Genomic DNA, 15,350 nt, shown 5'->3' on the forward strand with positions numbered 1-15,350 from the left:
CCCGAAGGGCGGATGAGGGGCGGCGCCAACGTTTGATGGGGCTAACTCAGCCCAGCGTCTCCTTGAAAAACGTCGTCAGCCGCTTCCAATGGCGTTCGGCGCCGGTCTCGTCATAGACGCTGTGATCCGGAACGCACCAGCCATGGCCGACGCCGGCATAGTTTTCGATCGTGTGGTCGACCTCGGCCACGCGCAACGCCTCCGCCAGCCGCGCCGACTGTTCCGGCGGGAAGCTGCGATCGACGCCGGCGACGCCGACATAGACGCGCGCCTTGATCGATGCCGCCTTGCGGTGCGGGCTGTCGGGCGCGTCACTTGCCAGGTTGCCGCCATGGAAGCTCGCCGCGGCAACGATTCGGTCCGGATAGGTCGCAGCCGCGTTCAGCGCCCGCGCGCCGCCCATGCAATAGCCGACGACGCCGATCGGCCCGTCAATGCCTTCGCCCGCAAGCGCATCGAGGAAGCCGGCATTGTCGCGGATGGTCATGCCCTGCGTCGTGCCGCCGCTCAACATCAACAGCAAGGCCTTGGTCTTTTCCTCGGCAAAGGCGGTTTTGGGATCGAAAGGGCCATACGGCGCGTAGCGGTAGAAGAGATCGGGCACCAGCACGGCATAGCCATTCCCCGCGAGGCGTTCGGCCATCTGGTCGAGCGTCGGACGCGGACCGAAAATATCCATGTAGAGGATGACGCCGGCGATGGCCCTGCCGGACGGTCGGAAAAGCCCAGCCTTTGCCACGCCGTCTCTGGTTTCAATCGCGATCTGCTTTCCGGCCATGATGCTCTCCGTTGCCTGTCGTGCGATAGATATCGGCACGCGCCGTTCCGGTAAGCCATTCCGGGACCAGGCCATTCAAGATTTCGTGCGGGCGGCCTGCGCCTTTAAAGCCTGGCGAAGGCCGCCATGTGAAAAGCCTGCACCTCCGGCGGATAGCGGTAGCTTGTGCCGTAGGGACAGGCGTTGCGGTCGAGGCAGCCGCCCTTCCGGCAAGGCGCGCCGAGAGGACCGCGGACATGCCCAAGACAGGCTTCATGGGCAAATCCCTGCCCGGAATACGCGTCGACCGGACAGGATTTCAGGCAGGGTTTTTCGACACATAGGTCGCAGAGATGAATCGCTTCATGAGGTTCGGGAACAGAAATCTCGTCCTCGAACAGCAACGCGCCGCGATAGGCGTGCCATAGCCCATATGTGGGATGCATGAGGATGCCGAGCGGCGACGGTTTCAGCCCTTCAGCTCGCATCGCCCATTGCTGGAACGGCAGATAGGGCCGGTCGGAGGGCGACACGGCGCGCGCATCGAATTGCCGGGCAACGGCGCCGATCATTTCGCGCGACCATGTGTCCAGCGGATCGGCGATCGGCTGCGGTTGATTTTCCAGCCAGCGCTGGAAATGCGGCCAGGGCGCCGCGCCCGCTTGTCCGACCAGCAGCACCGATTTGGCGAGAGCGCCGGAAGGTCTGGCGGGCGCCGCTTCATCGCCGGCAAAATTGAACCCGCCACGCAAAATCAGGCCGAAAGCTGCCAGCGCGGCCGCAATCTCCTCAATTGTGCCGCGCGCAACGATCATCCCTTCCGGTCCGGGTCGGAGAACGCGCTCCGCCAGACTTCCTTGTGAATGATGTTGGCGACTTTAGCCCGGCCTGACTCGGGCTCCTTTCACGTGAAGGCGTCGGCCATCGAGCCCTTCTTCTTGGCGATGAAGTCCTTCAGCGCCTCGTCGATGGCCGGATCGAGATGCGGCGCCTCATAGCTCTCCAGCCAGCGGCGGGCGAGCTCGTTGGCACGCTGCGGCGCTGTCTTCTCGCCTTCGGCCAGCCACTGCTCGTAGGAATTGTTGTCGGCGATGCTGGAGCGATAGAAGGCCGTCTGGAAATTCGCCTGCGTGTGGTCGCAGCCGAGATAGTGGCTGCCCGGACCGACCTGGCGGATGGCGTCCATCGCCTGGCCGTTTTCCGACAGGTCGACGCCCTCGGAAAACTTCTGCTGCATGCCGAGCTGGTCGATGTCCATCATGAATTTTTCGTAGCAGGAGGCGAGGCCGCCCTCCAGCCAGCCGGCCGAATGCAGCACGAAATTGGTGCCGGCAAGGATCGTCGAGTTGAGTGTGTTGGCGCTCTCATAGGCCGCCTGCGCGTCCGGAACCTTGGAGGCGCAGAGCGAGCCGCCGGTGCGGAACGGCAGGCCGAGCCGGCGCGCCAGCTGAGCGGCGCCATAGGAGACCAGAGACGGCTCCGGCGTGCCGAAGGTCGGCGCGCCCGACTGCATCGAGATCGACGACGCGAAAGTGCCGAACAGCACCGGCGCGCCGGGCTTGATCAACTGCGTGAACGAGGCGCCGGCCAGCACCTCGGCGAGCACCTGCGTCAGCGTGCCGGCAACGGTTACCGGGCTCATCGCGCCGGCCAGGATGAACGGCGTGACGATGCAGGCCTGGTTGTGGCGCGAATAGACTTTTAGCGCCCCTAACATGGTCTCGTCGAACACCATCGGCGAGTTGGCGTTGATCAGGCTGGTCAGCACCGTGTTGTTTTCGACGAAGTCGTCGCCGAACACGAGCTTGGCCATCGCCACCGTGTCCTCGGCACGTTCCGGCGCCGTCACCGAACCCATGAACGGTTTGTCCGAATAGCGGATATGCGAATAGACCATGTCGAGGTGGCGCTTGTTGACCGGCACGTCCACCGGCTCGCACACCGTGCCGCCCGAATGGTGGATCGACGGCGCCATATAGGCGAGCTTCACGAAATTCTGGAAATCCTCGATCGTCGCGTAGCGACGCTTGCCGTCGAGGTCGCGCACGAAGGGTGGGCCGTAGACCGGCGCGAACACGGTCGCGTTGCCGCCGATCTGCACCGAGCGTTCCGGATTGCGCGCGTGCTGGGTGTAGATCGAAGGCGCGGTCTTCAGCAGCGAGCGGCAGAGGCCCTTGGGGAAGTGCACGCGCTCGCCTTTGACGTCGGCGCCCGCCTCTTTCCAGAGCGCCAGCGCCTCGGCATCGTCGCGAAAGATGATGCCGATTTCTTCCAGCACCGTGTCGGTGTTCTTCTCGATCAGCGCCAGGCCTTCCTCGTCAAGGACCTCGTAGACGTTGATCTTACGCTTGATGTAGGTGAGCTGCGTGCCCGGACCGCCGCCCGAACGGGCCGCCCGGCGTGCCGCTGCGCCGCCGCTGGCGCCACGTCCGCGCCGTCCGCCTGACGCTTCCTGCTCGACTGCCGCGTTATCGCTCATGATCGTTCTTCCTATGAATCTGGCCTGGACTGGCTTGCGGCACGTCGCTGCCGCCTCTTGCCCGGATCGTAGCCATGCACCCTATTGGAAACGGCCAGCCAGCGCCAACACCTGTCGCAAAATCGACAAGAAAACCGCTAATTTTTCAGTCGCTTTCCTTTTGCGGGAAGTCGCAAATCAGCTATGGCTACGTCGCCCTCGCGGGTTAGGTATTGGCGCATCGATTTTTAGGCTGCCGCAGTCATTCCGAGCAGCAAGGAGCCCGAGAAAATGTCCGACGACGAGATCATCCTTTCCGAGCTTTCCGACGACGAACTCGTGCAGCAGATGCATGACGACCTCTACGACGGTCTGAAGGAAGAGATCGAGGAAGGCACCAATATCCTTCTCGAGCGCAAGTGGGCACCTTACAAAGTGTTGACCGAAGCGCTGGTTGAAGGCATGCGCATCGTCGGCGAGGACTTTCGCGACGGCATCCTGTTCGTGCCGGAAGTGCTGCTTTCGGCCAATGCGATGAAAGCCGGCATGGCGATCCTTCGTCCGCTGCTCGCCGCCACCGGCGCGCCCAAGCAGGGCAAGATGGTAATCGGCACCGTCAAGGGCGACATCCACGACATCGGCAAGAACCTTGTCGGCATGATGATGGAAGGCGCCGGCTTCGACGTCATCGACCTCGGCATCAACAATGCGGTCGAGAAGTATCTGGATGCGATCGAGCAGCACCAGCCCGACATCATCGGCATGTCGGCGCTGCTTACCACCACCATGCCCTACATGAAGGTCGTCATCGACACGATGAAGGAAAAGGGCATCCGCGACGATTATGTTGTGCTGGTCGGCGGCGCGCCGCTCAACGAGGAATTCGGCAAGGCCGTCGGCGCCGACGCCTATTGCCGCGACGCGGCGGTGGCGGTCGAGACCGCCAAGGACTTCATGAAGCGCAAGCACAACGTTCGCGCGACCGCCTGATCCAAGGCATCAGGATGGACCGACAGGAAAAGCCGCGCCTTGCAGCGCGGCTTTTTTGTTCCCAGATGATGGACGAGGCTGCGAATCAGTTGACAGTGTCTTTGACCGCCCTTGCCGTCGATTTGACATCCTTGCCGACGCCCCGAATGGTGTTGGCGCAGGCGGTGAGTGCAAGCGCGCAGGCAAGAATGGCCATCGGCGCGATGCGTAGCAGTTTCATGAATGGTGTCTCCCTCGACAGATATTAGCCCCGTAGCGAAAGCCGGCTCGACTTGGTCAAAACGCAAAAAACGAAACCGAATCAAACAGACAGGCTGCTCGTCATCGCCTGCGGGATGATTGCGCGCGAGGTTTTGGCCGTCAAGCAACAGCTGAAGCTCGACCATCTCGAGCTGACCTGCCTGCCGGCCGAGTTCCATTTCTACCCGGACCGCATCGCGCCGGCGATGGACAGGGCGATCGACAAGGCCAAGGCGGAAGGTTACAGCCACATCTTCGTCGGCTATGCCGACTGCGGCACCGGCGGTCTGCTCGACCGCGTCATCGAGAAGCATGGCGTCGAGCGCATGGCGGGGCCGCATTGCTTTGCCTTCTACCAGGGCATGGACGCCTACGCGAAGGTCGCCGACGACGACATGACGTCGTTCTATATGACCGACTTCCTCTGCCGCCAGTTCGACGCGTTCTTCATCAAACCGCTCGGCCTCGACAGGCATCCCGAGCTGATCAAGGACTATTTCGGCAACTACGAGAAGCTGATCTATCTCGCCCAGACCGACGATCCGGAGCTCGACAAGGTCGCCGAGAAAGCCGCGGCCATGCTTGGGCTCACCTATGAGCGCCGCACGACAGGCTATGGCGACCTGACAGGCGAACTGGCGCGGGCGGCACAGAGCACGGCCTGAGAAGGCTGGCCCTCACGCCTCCGCGCCCAGCGCGGCAAGCACATCGGCAAAACTCGTCCTGCACACGAAGCCCAGCCGCACCCTCGCCCGCGACGGATCGTAGACGCGGTCGATCGAGGTGAACATCGTCCACCCTTTCCTGGCATAGAGCGTCGGATAATCCGGGAAATAGCGCGCGACGACCGCCGGCGCGTCGGCGATCAATTCGGCGCAATCTTGAGGCCGGAAGGGCGTCGGTGCCGAAATGATAAACGTATCAAAACCGAGCTGGGGCGCCTTCTCCAGTGCCGCGACATGAGCCTCCGCCGCATCCTCCACCGTCAGCCGCCGGAACAAAAGCTCGTTGGCCTTGGTGTTGGCATCGGATTGCTCGATCGCATGCGCCATGTCGTCGGCTTCGGGAAAGAAGCGCGCCGTGCGCAGCACCACCACCGGCAGGCCATATTGGAGGTGATAAAGACGGCACAGATGCTCGGCTGAAAGCTTGGTCACGCCATAGATGTTGCGCGGCTCCGGCGCCATCTCTTCTGTCAGCCAGGCCGCCTTGCCCGCGCCGCCCCGGAGACCGGCGCGGATTGCCTGCGAGATCATCAGCGACGTCGTCGAGGTGAAGACGAAGCGCTGGACGCCGCAGGTCACGGCCGCATCGAGCAGGTTGAGCGTGCCTTGCACATTCGTCGCGACGAAGTCAGCATTCTCATGGTGCTCTATGTTCGGCTTGTGCAGCGCGCCGCTATGGACGATGGCCTCGATGCCGTTTTCGCCGACGGTCCTTAGGACGAGCTGGCGATCGGCAACCGAACCGACCACCTCGGTCTGCTTCGATGGAACCGGATCGAGGCCAATCAATTCATGGCCGAGCGACCTCAGCCTCGGCGCCAGCGCGCTGCCCAGCCAGCCCGATGCTCCCGTGAGCAAGATACGCATCGATCAACCGTTGTTTCCGCTCTCGCGCTGTTAAGCACGGATGACACCGATCGGCGAACGGGTAAGTTGTGCGCCAGAAGATAAAACGGCTATTCCAGCCCCTGATCCAGGATACGCATCGATGACCCCTCGCCTGCTGCTTGCAGCCCTTTGCCTCATCGGCTTCGCACTGCCCGCCCATGCCGACGGCGAGGTGCAGAAGCTGATCACGGCTGCCGACAAGGCACGGTTGGATAAGTATGGCGAGACACGCAAGGCCGCTCTTGAAGAAGCGAAGGCCGGCGATCCGGCCGAGGTTAAGCAACTCGATGCATTGCTCGCCAAGCCGCTGGTCGCCTTCTCCGACAAGGATCTCACCGGCAACTGGAAGTGCCGCACCATCAAGGCGGGCGGCTTGAGCCCACTCGTCATCTATGGCTGGTTCAAATGCAAGGTGACCGACGACGGCTCCGGCTGGCGGCTTGCGAAGATCAGCGGCTCGCAGCGCACCGCCGGCCGGTTCTTCGACGATGGCGACAAGCGCGCCATCTATCTCGGCTCGTTCTCGGTCAACGACGACAAGGCCAGGCCCTACGGCAGCGGCCCCGAGACCGACCAGGTCGGCTACGCCTTCCGCAACAGCGCCAGCGAGTGGCGGATCGAATTCCCCGCGCCCTATTATGAATCGAAGCTCGACATCATGGAGTTCAAGCGCTGAGCCGGATTGTCCGACGCTTGACCCAAACCTTTGGCACACGACCCCAAGCCTTTGGCACACCAAGGATTAACCCGCCGAGAATAGCATGCGCCCGTTTTCCAGCGCGGAAGCTTGCCAATGGCGGAGTCGGAATCCAGCATGCGACCGATCGTGGTCGTCACCGAAGGTGGCCCGCATATCTGGGCCATCGTGAATGCGCTTGCAGATCGGGTCGGTCCTGTCAGCGTCATCCTCGAAGCCCCTGAATCCAAGAAGCGTTTGCTGCTGGGCCGCGCGCGGCGCCAGGGCTGGGTCTCGGCCGGCGGCCAGCTCGGCACCATGGTGCTGACCAGGCTCGGCAAGCGCTTCCTGGCCGGTCACGCCGCGCGATTGATTGCCGAAGAGAGGCTCGACACCGAGCCGCGGCAGGGCCAGACGATCATCCATGTGCCTTCGGCCAATGGGCCCGAATGCCTTGAGGCCGTCATCAAGATCAATCCGGGTGTGGTGCTGCTTGCCGGCTGCAGGCTGCTGTCGAAGGACACGCTGGCAAAAATGCCTTGTCCCGTGCTCAACTATCATGCCGGCATCGCCCCGAAATATCGCGGCATGAATGGCGGCTACTGGGCGCTGGCGTCCGGCGATCGGGAGAATTTCGGCACCACCGTGCATCTGGTCGATGCCGGCGTCGACACCGGCGGGGTGCTGAAGCAGGCGCGCGGCAAACCAAAGGCGGGCGATACTATCGCCAGCTACGCGCTACGCCAGGCGGCATTTTCGCGCGATGTCTGCGCCGAGGCGGTGAAAGATGCGCTGGCCGGGAGGCTCGCAACGATCGATCCTGGCCTGCCGTCGAAGCAGTGGTTTCATCCCACGATCTGGTTCTATCTCTGGACCGGCCTAACGAAGCGCATCTGGTAGGCACTATCAGTCGACCCGCTTCGTATGCTATTGTCATACCGAAAGCGAGATCACCAATGTCCAATATGGCCCCCCTCAGCCTCCGCGTAACCTCCGACGAACGCGAGATACTCGAAGCCGCTGCCAGTCAGGCCAACACCACCCTCAGCGACTTCATCCGCCGCAAGGCCGTCGAAGCCGCCGAAATGGAGGTGCTGGACGGACGTATCGTGACGATTCCGGCAGCCGATTGGGAAAAGTTCGAGGCGTGGGCGAAATCGCCGCCCAAGTCGTTGCCGGGACTGCGAAAACTCGCGGCATCGCGACCTGTATGGCAGGACTGACGCCGCCTCGACGGCTTGCCGACGACGACGAGAGGGAAGCTTTCGACTGCGGTCGTGAGTCGCTCAACAACTGGTTTCGCCGCCATGCCTGGCGCAATCAACAAGACGGTGTCTCACGCACTAGCATCATCTGCGATCCCGCGAGCGGTCTCATTGCCGGCTATGTCGCCCTTAGCACCGGCCAGATCGAGCGGGCATATCTGCCAAAGCCTGCGCAACGCAATCGCCCTGATCCGGTCCCCATAATACTGCTTGGCCAACTTGCCGTGGACAACCGGTACCAGAACAGGGGCTGTGGGCGCTCGCTGCTGTTGTTCGCGCTCAGAACTGCGGTTCGGTTCTCCACCGAGATAGGATGCTTCGGCGTCCTCACCCATCCGCTCGACGATGCCGTGAGAAATTTCTATCGCAGCTTCGATTTTGAAGACCTGCCATTCGACCCCAAACGAAGCATGATCGTCCGCATCGCCGATTTGAGAGAAAGCGGCTTCGGAAACGAATGAGATTTTTGAACGGATCGCTTCGGCGCGGAGCGCGATCCCAATTGATCCTTCCTTCCGGTAATCGACAGCGTCGCTTTTGAAGGCGCGCGCGTCGTCCCATAACAAGCAGCAAATCAGCGCATGCGGCAATGCTCCAAGACTTCGAGGAGTAAGAATTCATGGCCGATCTGATCGTCGTCTATTGGCGCGACATTCCTGCCCAGGTCATCGTCAGGAAAGGCCGGCAGAACGCCAAGCGCGAATTGCCGCTGCGCTTCACCGAGGCGATCGACATGTGCGCCATGCGCACCGGCGCCGGCGGCACCGACGACTATCTGGCGGAGTGGCGCAAGGCCGATCCGATCCCGGTCGGCGACGACATCGAAGCAGAGGTCGAGAAGGCCTATCGGGAACTCGACAAGAAATATGACCGTGAGCGGCTGGTCGCCCTGGTCAAAGCTGGCGGGAAAGAAAATGTCTGACAAGCAGCCGGCGGTTACCCAGGCCACTCTGGTCAAGAAGGCAGCGCCGAAATCCGACTACAAGCCTGCCGACGTTTCGCCGCAGCGGCGCGTCCAGCGCACTTTCGCCGTGAGACTGTGGTCCGTCCGGCATTCGCGATTGCTCGAATGGTTCTACGGCAGGTTCGCCGATGTTTTCCTGCTGCTGCACCCTCTGTGGAAGGGCATCGGCTACGGCCGCGTCGAGGCTCCGGTGAAGTTCATCGAAAAGCGCGTCAAGGGCTTCATGTTCGACTGCCGCATGTGCGGCCAGTGCGTGCTCTCCTCCACCGGCATGTCCTGCCCGATGAATTGCCCCAAGCAGTTGCGCAACGGCCCCTGCGGCGGCGTGCGCGCCAACGGCAATTGCGAGGTCGAGCCGGACATGCCTTGCGTCTGGGTCAAGGCCTGGGAAGGCTCGCGCAACATGGTGCATGGCGACAATATCCTCACCGTGCAGAAGCCGGTCGATCAGTCGCTGCGCGAAACCTCGGCGTGGCTGCGGGTGACCGCGCAGGCTGCCGCCGCGCGTGAGACGCCCCAGAATCCCGGAGCTTCGGCATGACCGCCCACCAGCGCGACGAGAACCCGGCCGGCATCCACCTGCCGCTCGATCCCCTGCCCGGCCATTCCTCGCGCGGCCGGCTGGAGCGTGTGCTGCGCCGCGGCGAGTTCGCGGTGACCACCGAGCTCAACCCTCCCGACAGCGCCGATCCGGAAGACGTCTACAATCGCGCCAAGATCTTCGACGGCTGGGTCGACGCCATCAACGCGGTCGATGCCTCAGGCGCCAACTGCCACATGTCTTCGGTCGGCATCTGCGCTCTCCTCACCCGCATGGGCTATGCGCCGATCATGCAGATCGCCTGCCGCGACAAGAACCGCATCGCCATCCAGGGCGACGTGCTGGGCGGCGCGGCGATGGGCGTCGCCAACATGCTGTGCCTCACTGGCGACGGCGTGCAGGCCGGCGACCAGCCCGGCGCCAAACCGGTGTTCGACCTCGATTCCATGTCGCTGCTCGAAACCATCCGCATCATGCGCGACAACGGCAAGTTCCTGTCTGGCCGCAAGCTGACGACGCCGCCGCAGGTCTTCCTGGGTGCCGCCGTCAACCCCTTCGCGCCGCCTTACGATTTCCGTCCGATCCACCTCGGCAAGAAGATCGCCGCCGGCGCGCAGTTCATACAGACCCAGTACTGCTTCGATGTGCCGATGTTCAGAACCTTCATGCAGAAGGCGCGCGATCTCGGCCACACCGAGAGGGTCTTCATCCTGTGCGGTGTAGGGCCGCTCGCTTCCGCCAAGACGGCGAAATGGATCCGGTCCAACGTTCCTGGCATCCATATCCCCGATGCTATCATCAAGCGGCTCGAAGGCGCGCAGGACCAGAAGAAGGAAGGCAAGCAACTCTGCATCGACATCATCAACGAGGTGAAGGAAATCCCCGGTGTCTCGGGCATCCATGTGATGGCCTACCGCCAGGAGGAATATGTCGCCGAGATCGTCGATGAATCCGGCGTGCTGAAAGGCCGCCAGCCGTGGAAGCGTGAGATCCGTCGCGACGACCAGATGGTCGCCGACCGGTTGGATCACATACTGCACGACGAGATTACCGAGACCCAGGTGGACATGGTGAAGACCGCGCACTGATGTATGTCGCCCAAAAGCGGGAACCGGTTTTGGGGCAACGACATACATCAACTTAGAGTCTAAGGGCGGGCCAATCACCATCCGCTTGAATAAGATCAGATAACGATATAAAGAACTCTTTATATCCCGACGGAGAGATTTCATGACCCGCACCATCGTCGCCTCGGCGACCCGAGAAATCGTCATCGGCTTCGATCAGCCCTTTTGCGTGATCGGCGAGCGCATCAACCCGACCGGCCGCAAGAAGCTGGCCGCCGAGATGGTGGCCGGCAATTTCGAGACCGTCATCAAGGACGCGCTGGAGCAGGCCGCCTGCGGCGCCACCATGCTCGACGTAAATGCCGGCGTCACCGCCGTCGACCCCAACGCCACCGAGCCGGCGCTGCTGGTGCAGACGGTGGAGATCGTGCAGGGCCTGGTCGACCTGCCGCTCTCGATCGACTCCTCGGTCACAGCCGCGATCGAGGCGGCACTCAAGGTCGCCAAGGGCCGTCCGCTGGTCAACTCCGTCACCGGCGAGGAAGAAAAGCTCGAAGCCATCCTGCCGCTGGTCAAGAAGTACAACGTCCCGGTCGTCGCCATCTCCAATGACGAGACCGGCATCTCGATGGACCCCGATGTCCGCTTCGCCGTCGCCAAGAAGATCGTCCAGCGCTGCGCCGATTTCGGCATTCCCGCCCATGATGTCGTCGTCGACCCGCTGGTGATGCCGATCGGCGCGCTGGGCGATGCCGGCCGCCAGGTCTTCGCGCTGCTGCGCCGGCTGCGCGAAGAGCTCAAGGTCAACACCACTTGCGGTCTCTCCAACATCTCCTTCGGGCTGCCGCACCGCCATGGCATCAACGCTGCCTTCATCCCGATGGTGATCGGCGCCGGCATGACCAGCGCCATCATGAACCCGGTCCGTCCGCAGGAAATGGAAGCCGTGCGCGGCGCCAATGTACTGAACGGCACCGACGAGAACTGCACCAACTGGATCCGCACCTACAAGGACTACAAGCCGGCCGAAGGCGGCCAAGCCGTCGCGGCTCCGACCGCGGTCAACGCGCCGGGCGAAGGTGCGGCCAATGGCGGACGCCGGCGCGGCGGCCGTGAAGCCCGCATGGCCAGGGGATAAGCGCGCAATCGTGAGCCGCATCGCAAACAGCGCCGGTCCGATCGCATCATGGATGCGGTCGGACAAGTCTGCTTTGCGGTCAGGCGATGCCCAGGATGGCGTCGAACAACGCCATTCCCGCCCACGATCCGAAGATGGCCGTCACACCGCCGACGATGAAATCATCGTCATAAGCGGGCCAATACGCATTGAGCAGCAATGCTCCTGCTATTGCGCCGAGAATTCCGGTGGCCAGGTATTGCGGGTTGCGCAGCCAAGAACCCTTGAGCACGGAACCCTTCAGCACGCGCACCATGGTGAAAGCGGTGAAGACTGCGGAGAGCAGAAGATCCGACATGACTGGCCCCTGGACCAACGGACTCTCCGCCCAATAGTAGAACGATCCGTTAAACGGCATCGGTCATTGCCATCGAAACGCGTGCCAGCATGAATCCTCCTCCCAACATCACCGATCCGCTCGTATTGTTCATGCCGTCGGGCAAGCGCGGCCGGTTCCCCATTGGAACGCCGGTGCTCGATGCCGCGCGCCAGCTTGGCGTCTATGTCGAAAGCGTGTGCGGTGGCCGCGCCACGTGCGGTCGTTGCCAGATCGAGGTCCAGGAAGGCAATTTCGCCAAGCACAAGATCATCTCGTCCGACGACCACATCTCGCCCAAGGGCGCCAAGGAAGAGCGCTACGAGCGCGTGCGCGGCCTGCCCGAGCGGCGTCGCCTCTCCTGCTCGGCGCAGATCCTCGGCGACCTCGTCATCGACGTGCCGCAGGATACGGTCATCAACGCCCAGACCATCCGCAAGGACGCCGATACCAGGATCATCGCCCGCGATACGGCGATCCGCATGTGCTATGTCGAGATCGAAGAGCCCGACATGCACAAGCCGCTCGGCGATCTCGACCGGCTCAAGATCGCGCTGATGAAGGACTGGGGCTTCAAGAACCTCGAGTTCGACTTCTACCTGTTGCCGCAGGTGCAAGGCATCCTGCGCAAGGGCAACTGGACCGCGACGGCCGCCATCCACAAGGATGCCGACAGCGACATCGCGCGCGTCATCGCGCTGTGGCCTGGCCTGAAGAACGAAGCCTACGGCCTTGCCTGCGATATCGGCTCGACCACCATCGCCATGCATCTCGTCTCGCTGCTCTCCGGCCGCGTCGCCGCGTCCTCGGGCACGTCCAATCCGCAGATCCGCTTCGGCGAGGATCTGATGAGCCGCGTCTCCTATGTGATGATGAACCCGGACGGTCGCGAAGGCATGACGGTTGCCGTGCGCGAAGCCGTGTCCGGCCTCGTCGACAAGGTCTGCGCGGAAGGCAATGTCCAGCGCAACGACATTCTGGATTCCGTCTTCGTCGGCAATCCGATCATGCATCATTTGTTCCTCGGCATCGATCCGACCGAACTTGGCGGCGCGCCCTTCGCGCTTGCCGTCTCCGGCGCGGTGCGCATCAAGGCCTCCGACATCGGCCTGAAGCTCAACCAGGGTGCGCGCCTCTACATGCTGCCTTGCATCGCCGGCCACGTCGGTGCCGACGCGGCCGCGGTAACGCTGTCGGAAGGCCCGCATCGCCAGGACGAGATGATGCTGATCGTCGACGTCGGCACCAATGCCGAGATCGTGCTCGGCAACTCGACGCGCGTCGTCGCGGCCTCCTCTCCCACGGGGCCGGCCTTCGAGGGCGCGGAAATCTCCGGCGGCCAGCGCGCGGCGCCCGGCGCCATCGAGCGCGTGCGCATCGACCCCGAAACGCTCGAGCCGCGCTACCGCGTCATCGGCTCGGAGCTGTGGTCGGATCAGCCGGGCTTCGCCGAAAGCGTGCAGGCGACCGGCGTCACCGGCATCTGCGGGTCCGGCATCATCGAGGTGGTGGCGGAGATGTATCTGGCCGGCATCATTTCGGAAGACGGTGTCGTCGACGGATCGCTCGGCGCGCGCTCGCCGCGCATCGTGCCAAACGGCCGCACCTTCTCTTATGTGCTGAAGGACGGCGGGCCGAAGATCACCATCACGCAAAACGACGTGCGCGCCATCCAGCTTGCCAAGGCGGCGCTTTATGCCGGCACCAAGCTGTTGATGGAAAAACAGCACACCGACCATGTCGACCGCATCCACTTCGCCGGCGCGTTCGGCTCCTTCATCGACCCGAAATACGCCATGGTGCTCGGCCTGATCCCGGATTGCGACCTCGACAAGGTCTCGGCCGTCGGCAACGCCGCCGGCGCCGGCGCGCGCATGGCCCTTCTCAATCGCGGTTACCGCCGCGAGATCGAGGAGACGGTGAGCAGGATCGAGAAGATCGAGACCGCGCTGGAATCAAAATTCCAGGAGCACTTCGTCTACGCCATGGCGCTGCCGAATAAGGTCGACCCGTTCCCGAAGCTGGCGGCCGCGGTGAAGCTGCCGCCGCGCAAGGCAATGAGCGAGGACGGCACCGCCGGCGACGCCACCCCGCGCCGGCGCTCGCGCGAGGAGCGCGCGGCGCGGCGCGGCCGCGATTAGGCTTACCGATTTTCGACCTTATTCCGCGGCGCGCGCAGCCGTGACGCCGCTTGCCTTCACGATGCCTTTACCGCGTTGCGGGTGCAGCAGCGCGATCAACGGCTTTTCGATGACCAGATAAAGCATTGCCGAGAATGCAAGCGTGCCGACCAGGATAGTCGCAGGCTGCAACGCCGCCGGCAGCCCGATCCTGAGGACGACACCCGTCGTCAGGACACCGATCACGACATGCCAGAGATAGATCGAATAGGACGCGTCGCCGAGAAAGCTGGGCAAGGCACTGGGCTTGAATGGCCGCGCCCGCTCGGCAAAAACGGCGCCCGCTACGATCAGCGTGGCCGGGAGCCCCCAACGCAAGGCGCGAGGCATGTCGACAGCGAACAGCGGGCTGGCCGCAAGCAGAAGAAATCCTGCGACAGCCATCGCCAGCGCCGCTCCGAGCGGTAGCCTGGCGCCCTGGAACCACAAGCGCCCCACGACGACGCCGGCCGCAAACTCCAGCACGACGGGATCGGTGAAGGCACGTGCATATCCCGCGGGAAGGACGAAATGCAGCGCCACGATGGCAATAAGAGCGCCTGTGAGGAAGCCGAACCGCAAGCGTTCCCCGAGGAACAGGGCCAGGGTGAAAACCAGATAGAACATCATTTCATAGCAAAGCGTCCAACCTTGTATGACGATCGGATGCAGCGCGTTCTCTTGTAGAACCGGCAGGAAGAACAGCGAGCCCACGAAGTTCTGGACGCTGAAGAAATGGCCGTAGAAGAACTGCGGCTTGAGCAGGATGCCCGCCGCAGTCAGGAGCGTGACGATCCAGTACAGGGGCACGATCCGGGTGATGCGGCGCCGCATGAAACGCCATGGATCGGCGGGCCTGCCAGCCGTCGTCACCCACATGATGAAGCCACTGATCACAAAGAAGACGTCGACACCGGCCGCTCCGACGTCGAACGGGCCGCCGAATTGCTCGCTGACGTGAAAGCAAACCACCGCGCACGCGGCGAGGCCCCGCAGATATTGAACACTGTGGATGCTCGTCACGATGCTCCGGTCCAATTCGCGCTATGTTGCAGCGCATACAATCGACATCGCATTGCACAATAACAATGCAGCCGCGCGCTACTGTCAACCGCTGATGGCGGTTA

The 15,350-nt window shown here is 63.0% G+C and carries 18 protein-coding genes; 11 read left to right on the forward strand and 7 right to left on the reverse strand.

The features are described 5' to 3' along the window. Positions 1-46 precede the first annotated feature (46 nt). The 3 genes from F3H96_RS16580 to F3H96_RS16590 all read right to left on the reverse strand — a co-directional run bounded on the left by F3H96_RS16580 (position 47) and on the right by F3H96_RS16590 (position 3,236). Entirely contained in the window at positions 47-778 is a 732-nt protein-coding gene (locus F3H96_RS16580; protein WP_149802791.1) for a dienelactone hydrolase family protein, read from the reverse strand. 104 nt (positions 779-882) lie between these two features. After that, positions 883-1,572, reverse strand: coding sequence for a 4Fe-4S dicluster domain-containing protein (locus F3H96_RS16585; protein ID WP_149802792.1), 690 nt, complete (start codon positions 1,570-1,572; stop codon positions 883-885). 89 nt (positions 1,573-1,661) lie between these two features. Continuing rightward, a complete protein-coding gene (locus F3H96_RS16590) occupies positions 1,662-3,236 on the reverse strand; it encodes a trimethylamine methyltransferase family protein (RefSeq protein WP_149802793.1) in 1,575 nt (524 codons plus the stop codon). A gap of 270 nt (positions 3,237-3,506) precedes the next feature. Here F3H96_RS16590 and F3H96_RS16595 point away from each other — a divergent pair, with 270 nt between their 5' ends. Then, entirely contained in the window at positions 3,507-4,205 is a 699-nt protein-coding gene (locus F3H96_RS16595; RefSeq protein ID WP_149802794.1) for a B12-binding domain-containing protein, read from the forward strand. Between the two features lie 85 nt (positions 4,206-4,290). On the opposite strand, the gene F3H96_RS16600 is transcribed toward F3H96_RS16595, so the two are convergent. Beyond that, positions 4,291-4,425: an entericidin A/B family lipoprotein gene (locus F3H96_RS16600; RefSeq protein ID WP_036258641.1), complete on the reverse strand. Its 135-nt coding sequence runs from the start codon at positions 4,423-4,425 to the stop codon at positions 4,291-4,293. A 52-nt stretch (positions 4,426-4,477) separates the two neighbouring features. On the opposite strand from F3H96_RS16600, the gene F3H96_RS16605 reads away from it, so the two are divergent. After that, entirely contained in the window at positions 4,478-5,110 is a 633-nt protein-coding gene (locus F3H96_RS16605; protein WP_149802795.1) for a DUF1638 domain-containing protein, read from the forward strand. Between the two features lie 12 nt (positions 5,111-5,122). Here F3H96_RS16605 and F3H96_RS16610 read toward each other — a convergent pair whose 3' ends face one another. Continuing rightward, positions 5,123-6,037 carry an NAD(P)-dependent oxidoreductase gene (locus F3H96_RS16610; protein WP_149802796.1) on the reverse strand — a complete coding sequence of 305 codons (915 nt, stop codon included), beginning with the start codon at positions 6,035-6,037 and terminating at the stop codon, positions 5,123-5,125. 121 nt (positions 6,038-6,158) lie between these two features. Between F3H96_RS16610 and F3H96_RS16615 the strand changes: the two genes are divergently transcribed. From F3H96_RS16615 to F3H96_RS16650, 8 genes are all read left to right on the forward strand, one after another. Beyond that, positions 6,159-6,734: a DUF4893 domain-containing protein gene (locus F3H96_RS16615; protein ID WP_149802797.1), complete on the forward strand. Its 576-nt coding sequence runs from the start codon at positions 6,159-6,161 to the stop codon at positions 6,732-6,734. A 117-nt stretch (positions 6,735-6,851) separates the two neighbouring features. After that, positions 6,852-7,634, forward strand: a complete 783-nt coding sequence (locus F3H96_RS16620; RefSeq protein ID WP_149802798.1) for a formyl transferase — start codon at positions 6,852-6,854, stop codon at positions 7,632-7,634. Between the two features lie 56 nt (positions 7,635-7,690). Continuing rightward, complete coding sequence (locus F3H96_RS16625) at positions 7,691-7,957, forward strand: DUF6290 family protein (RefSeq protein ID WP_149802799.1); 267 nt, start codon at positions 7,691-7,693, stop codon at positions 7,955-7,957. Next, positions 7,945-8,460 (forward strand): GNAT family N-acetyltransferase, encoded by a 516-nt coding sequence (locus tag F3H96_RS16630; protein WP_149802800.1) that lies wholly within the window; start codon positions 7,945-7,947, stop codon positions 8,458-8,460. Before F3H96_RS16625 ends, F3H96_RS16630 begins: the two co-directional genes overlap by 13 nt. A gap of 158 nt (positions 8,461-8,618) precedes the next feature. After that, positions 8,619-8,921: a virulence factor gene (locus tag F3H96_RS16635; protein ID WP_149802801.1), complete on the forward strand. Its 303-nt coding sequence runs from the start codon at positions 8,619-8,621 to the stop codon at positions 8,919-8,921. Continuing rightward, complete coding sequence (locus F3H96_RS16640; RefSeq protein WP_149802802.1) at positions 8,914-9,504, forward strand: methylenetetrahydrofolate reductase C-terminal domain-containing protein; 591 nt, start codon at positions 8,914-8,916, stop codon at positions 9,502-9,504. Before F3H96_RS16635 ends, F3H96_RS16640 begins: the two co-directional genes overlap by 8 nt. Then, a complete protein-coding gene (locus F3H96_RS16645; RefSeq protein ID WP_149802803.1) occupies positions 9,501-10,592 on the forward strand; it encodes a methylenetetrahydrofolate reductase in 1,092 nt (363 codons plus the stop codon). The genes F3H96_RS16640 and F3H96_RS16645 overlap by 4 nt, the downstream gene beginning before the upstream one ends. A gap of 142 nt (positions 10,593-10,734) precedes the next feature. After that, positions 10,735-11,709 carry a methyltetrahydrofolate cobalamin methyltransferase gene (locus F3H96_RS16650; protein ID WP_149802804.1) on the forward strand — a complete coding sequence of 325 codons (975 nt, stop codon included), beginning with the start codon at positions 10,735-10,737 and terminating at the stop codon, positions 11,707-11,709. A 79-nt stretch (positions 11,710-11,788) separates the two neighbouring features. Here the strand turns inward: F3H96_RS16650 and F3H96_RS16655 are convergent, their stop codons facing one another. Further along, positions 11,789-12,046 (reverse strand): hypothetical protein, encoded by a 258-nt coding sequence (locus F3H96_RS16655; protein ID WP_244620043.1) that lies wholly within the window; start codon positions 12,044-12,046, stop codon positions 11,789-11,791. An 89-nt stretch (positions 12,047-12,135) separates the two neighbouring features. Between F3H96_RS16655 and F3H96_RS16660 the strand changes: the two genes are divergently transcribed. After that, positions 12,136-14,205 carry an ASKHA domain-containing protein gene (locus F3H96_RS16660; protein WP_149802806.1) on the forward strand — a complete coding sequence of 690 codons (2,070 nt, stop codon included), beginning with the start codon at positions 12,136-12,138 and terminating at the stop codon, positions 14,203-14,205. 18 nt (positions 14,206-14,223) lie between these two features. Here the strand turns inward: F3H96_RS16660 and F3H96_RS16665 are convergent, their stop codons facing one another. Next, the gene (locus tag F3H96_RS16665; RefSeq protein ID WP_244620044.1) at positions 14,224-15,246 is read right to left on the reverse strand and encodes an acyltransferase; all 1,023 of its coding nucleotides are present in this window, start codon (positions 15,244-15,246) and stop codon (positions 14,224-14,226) included. Between the last annotated feature and the right edge of the window lie 104 nt (positions 15,247-15,350).

It is taken from the genome of Mesorhizobium sp. NFR06 (genome assembly GCF_900115245.1).
Lineage (GTDB): Bacteria > Pseudomonadota > Alphaproteobacteria > Rhizobiales > Rhizobiaceae > Mesorhizobium.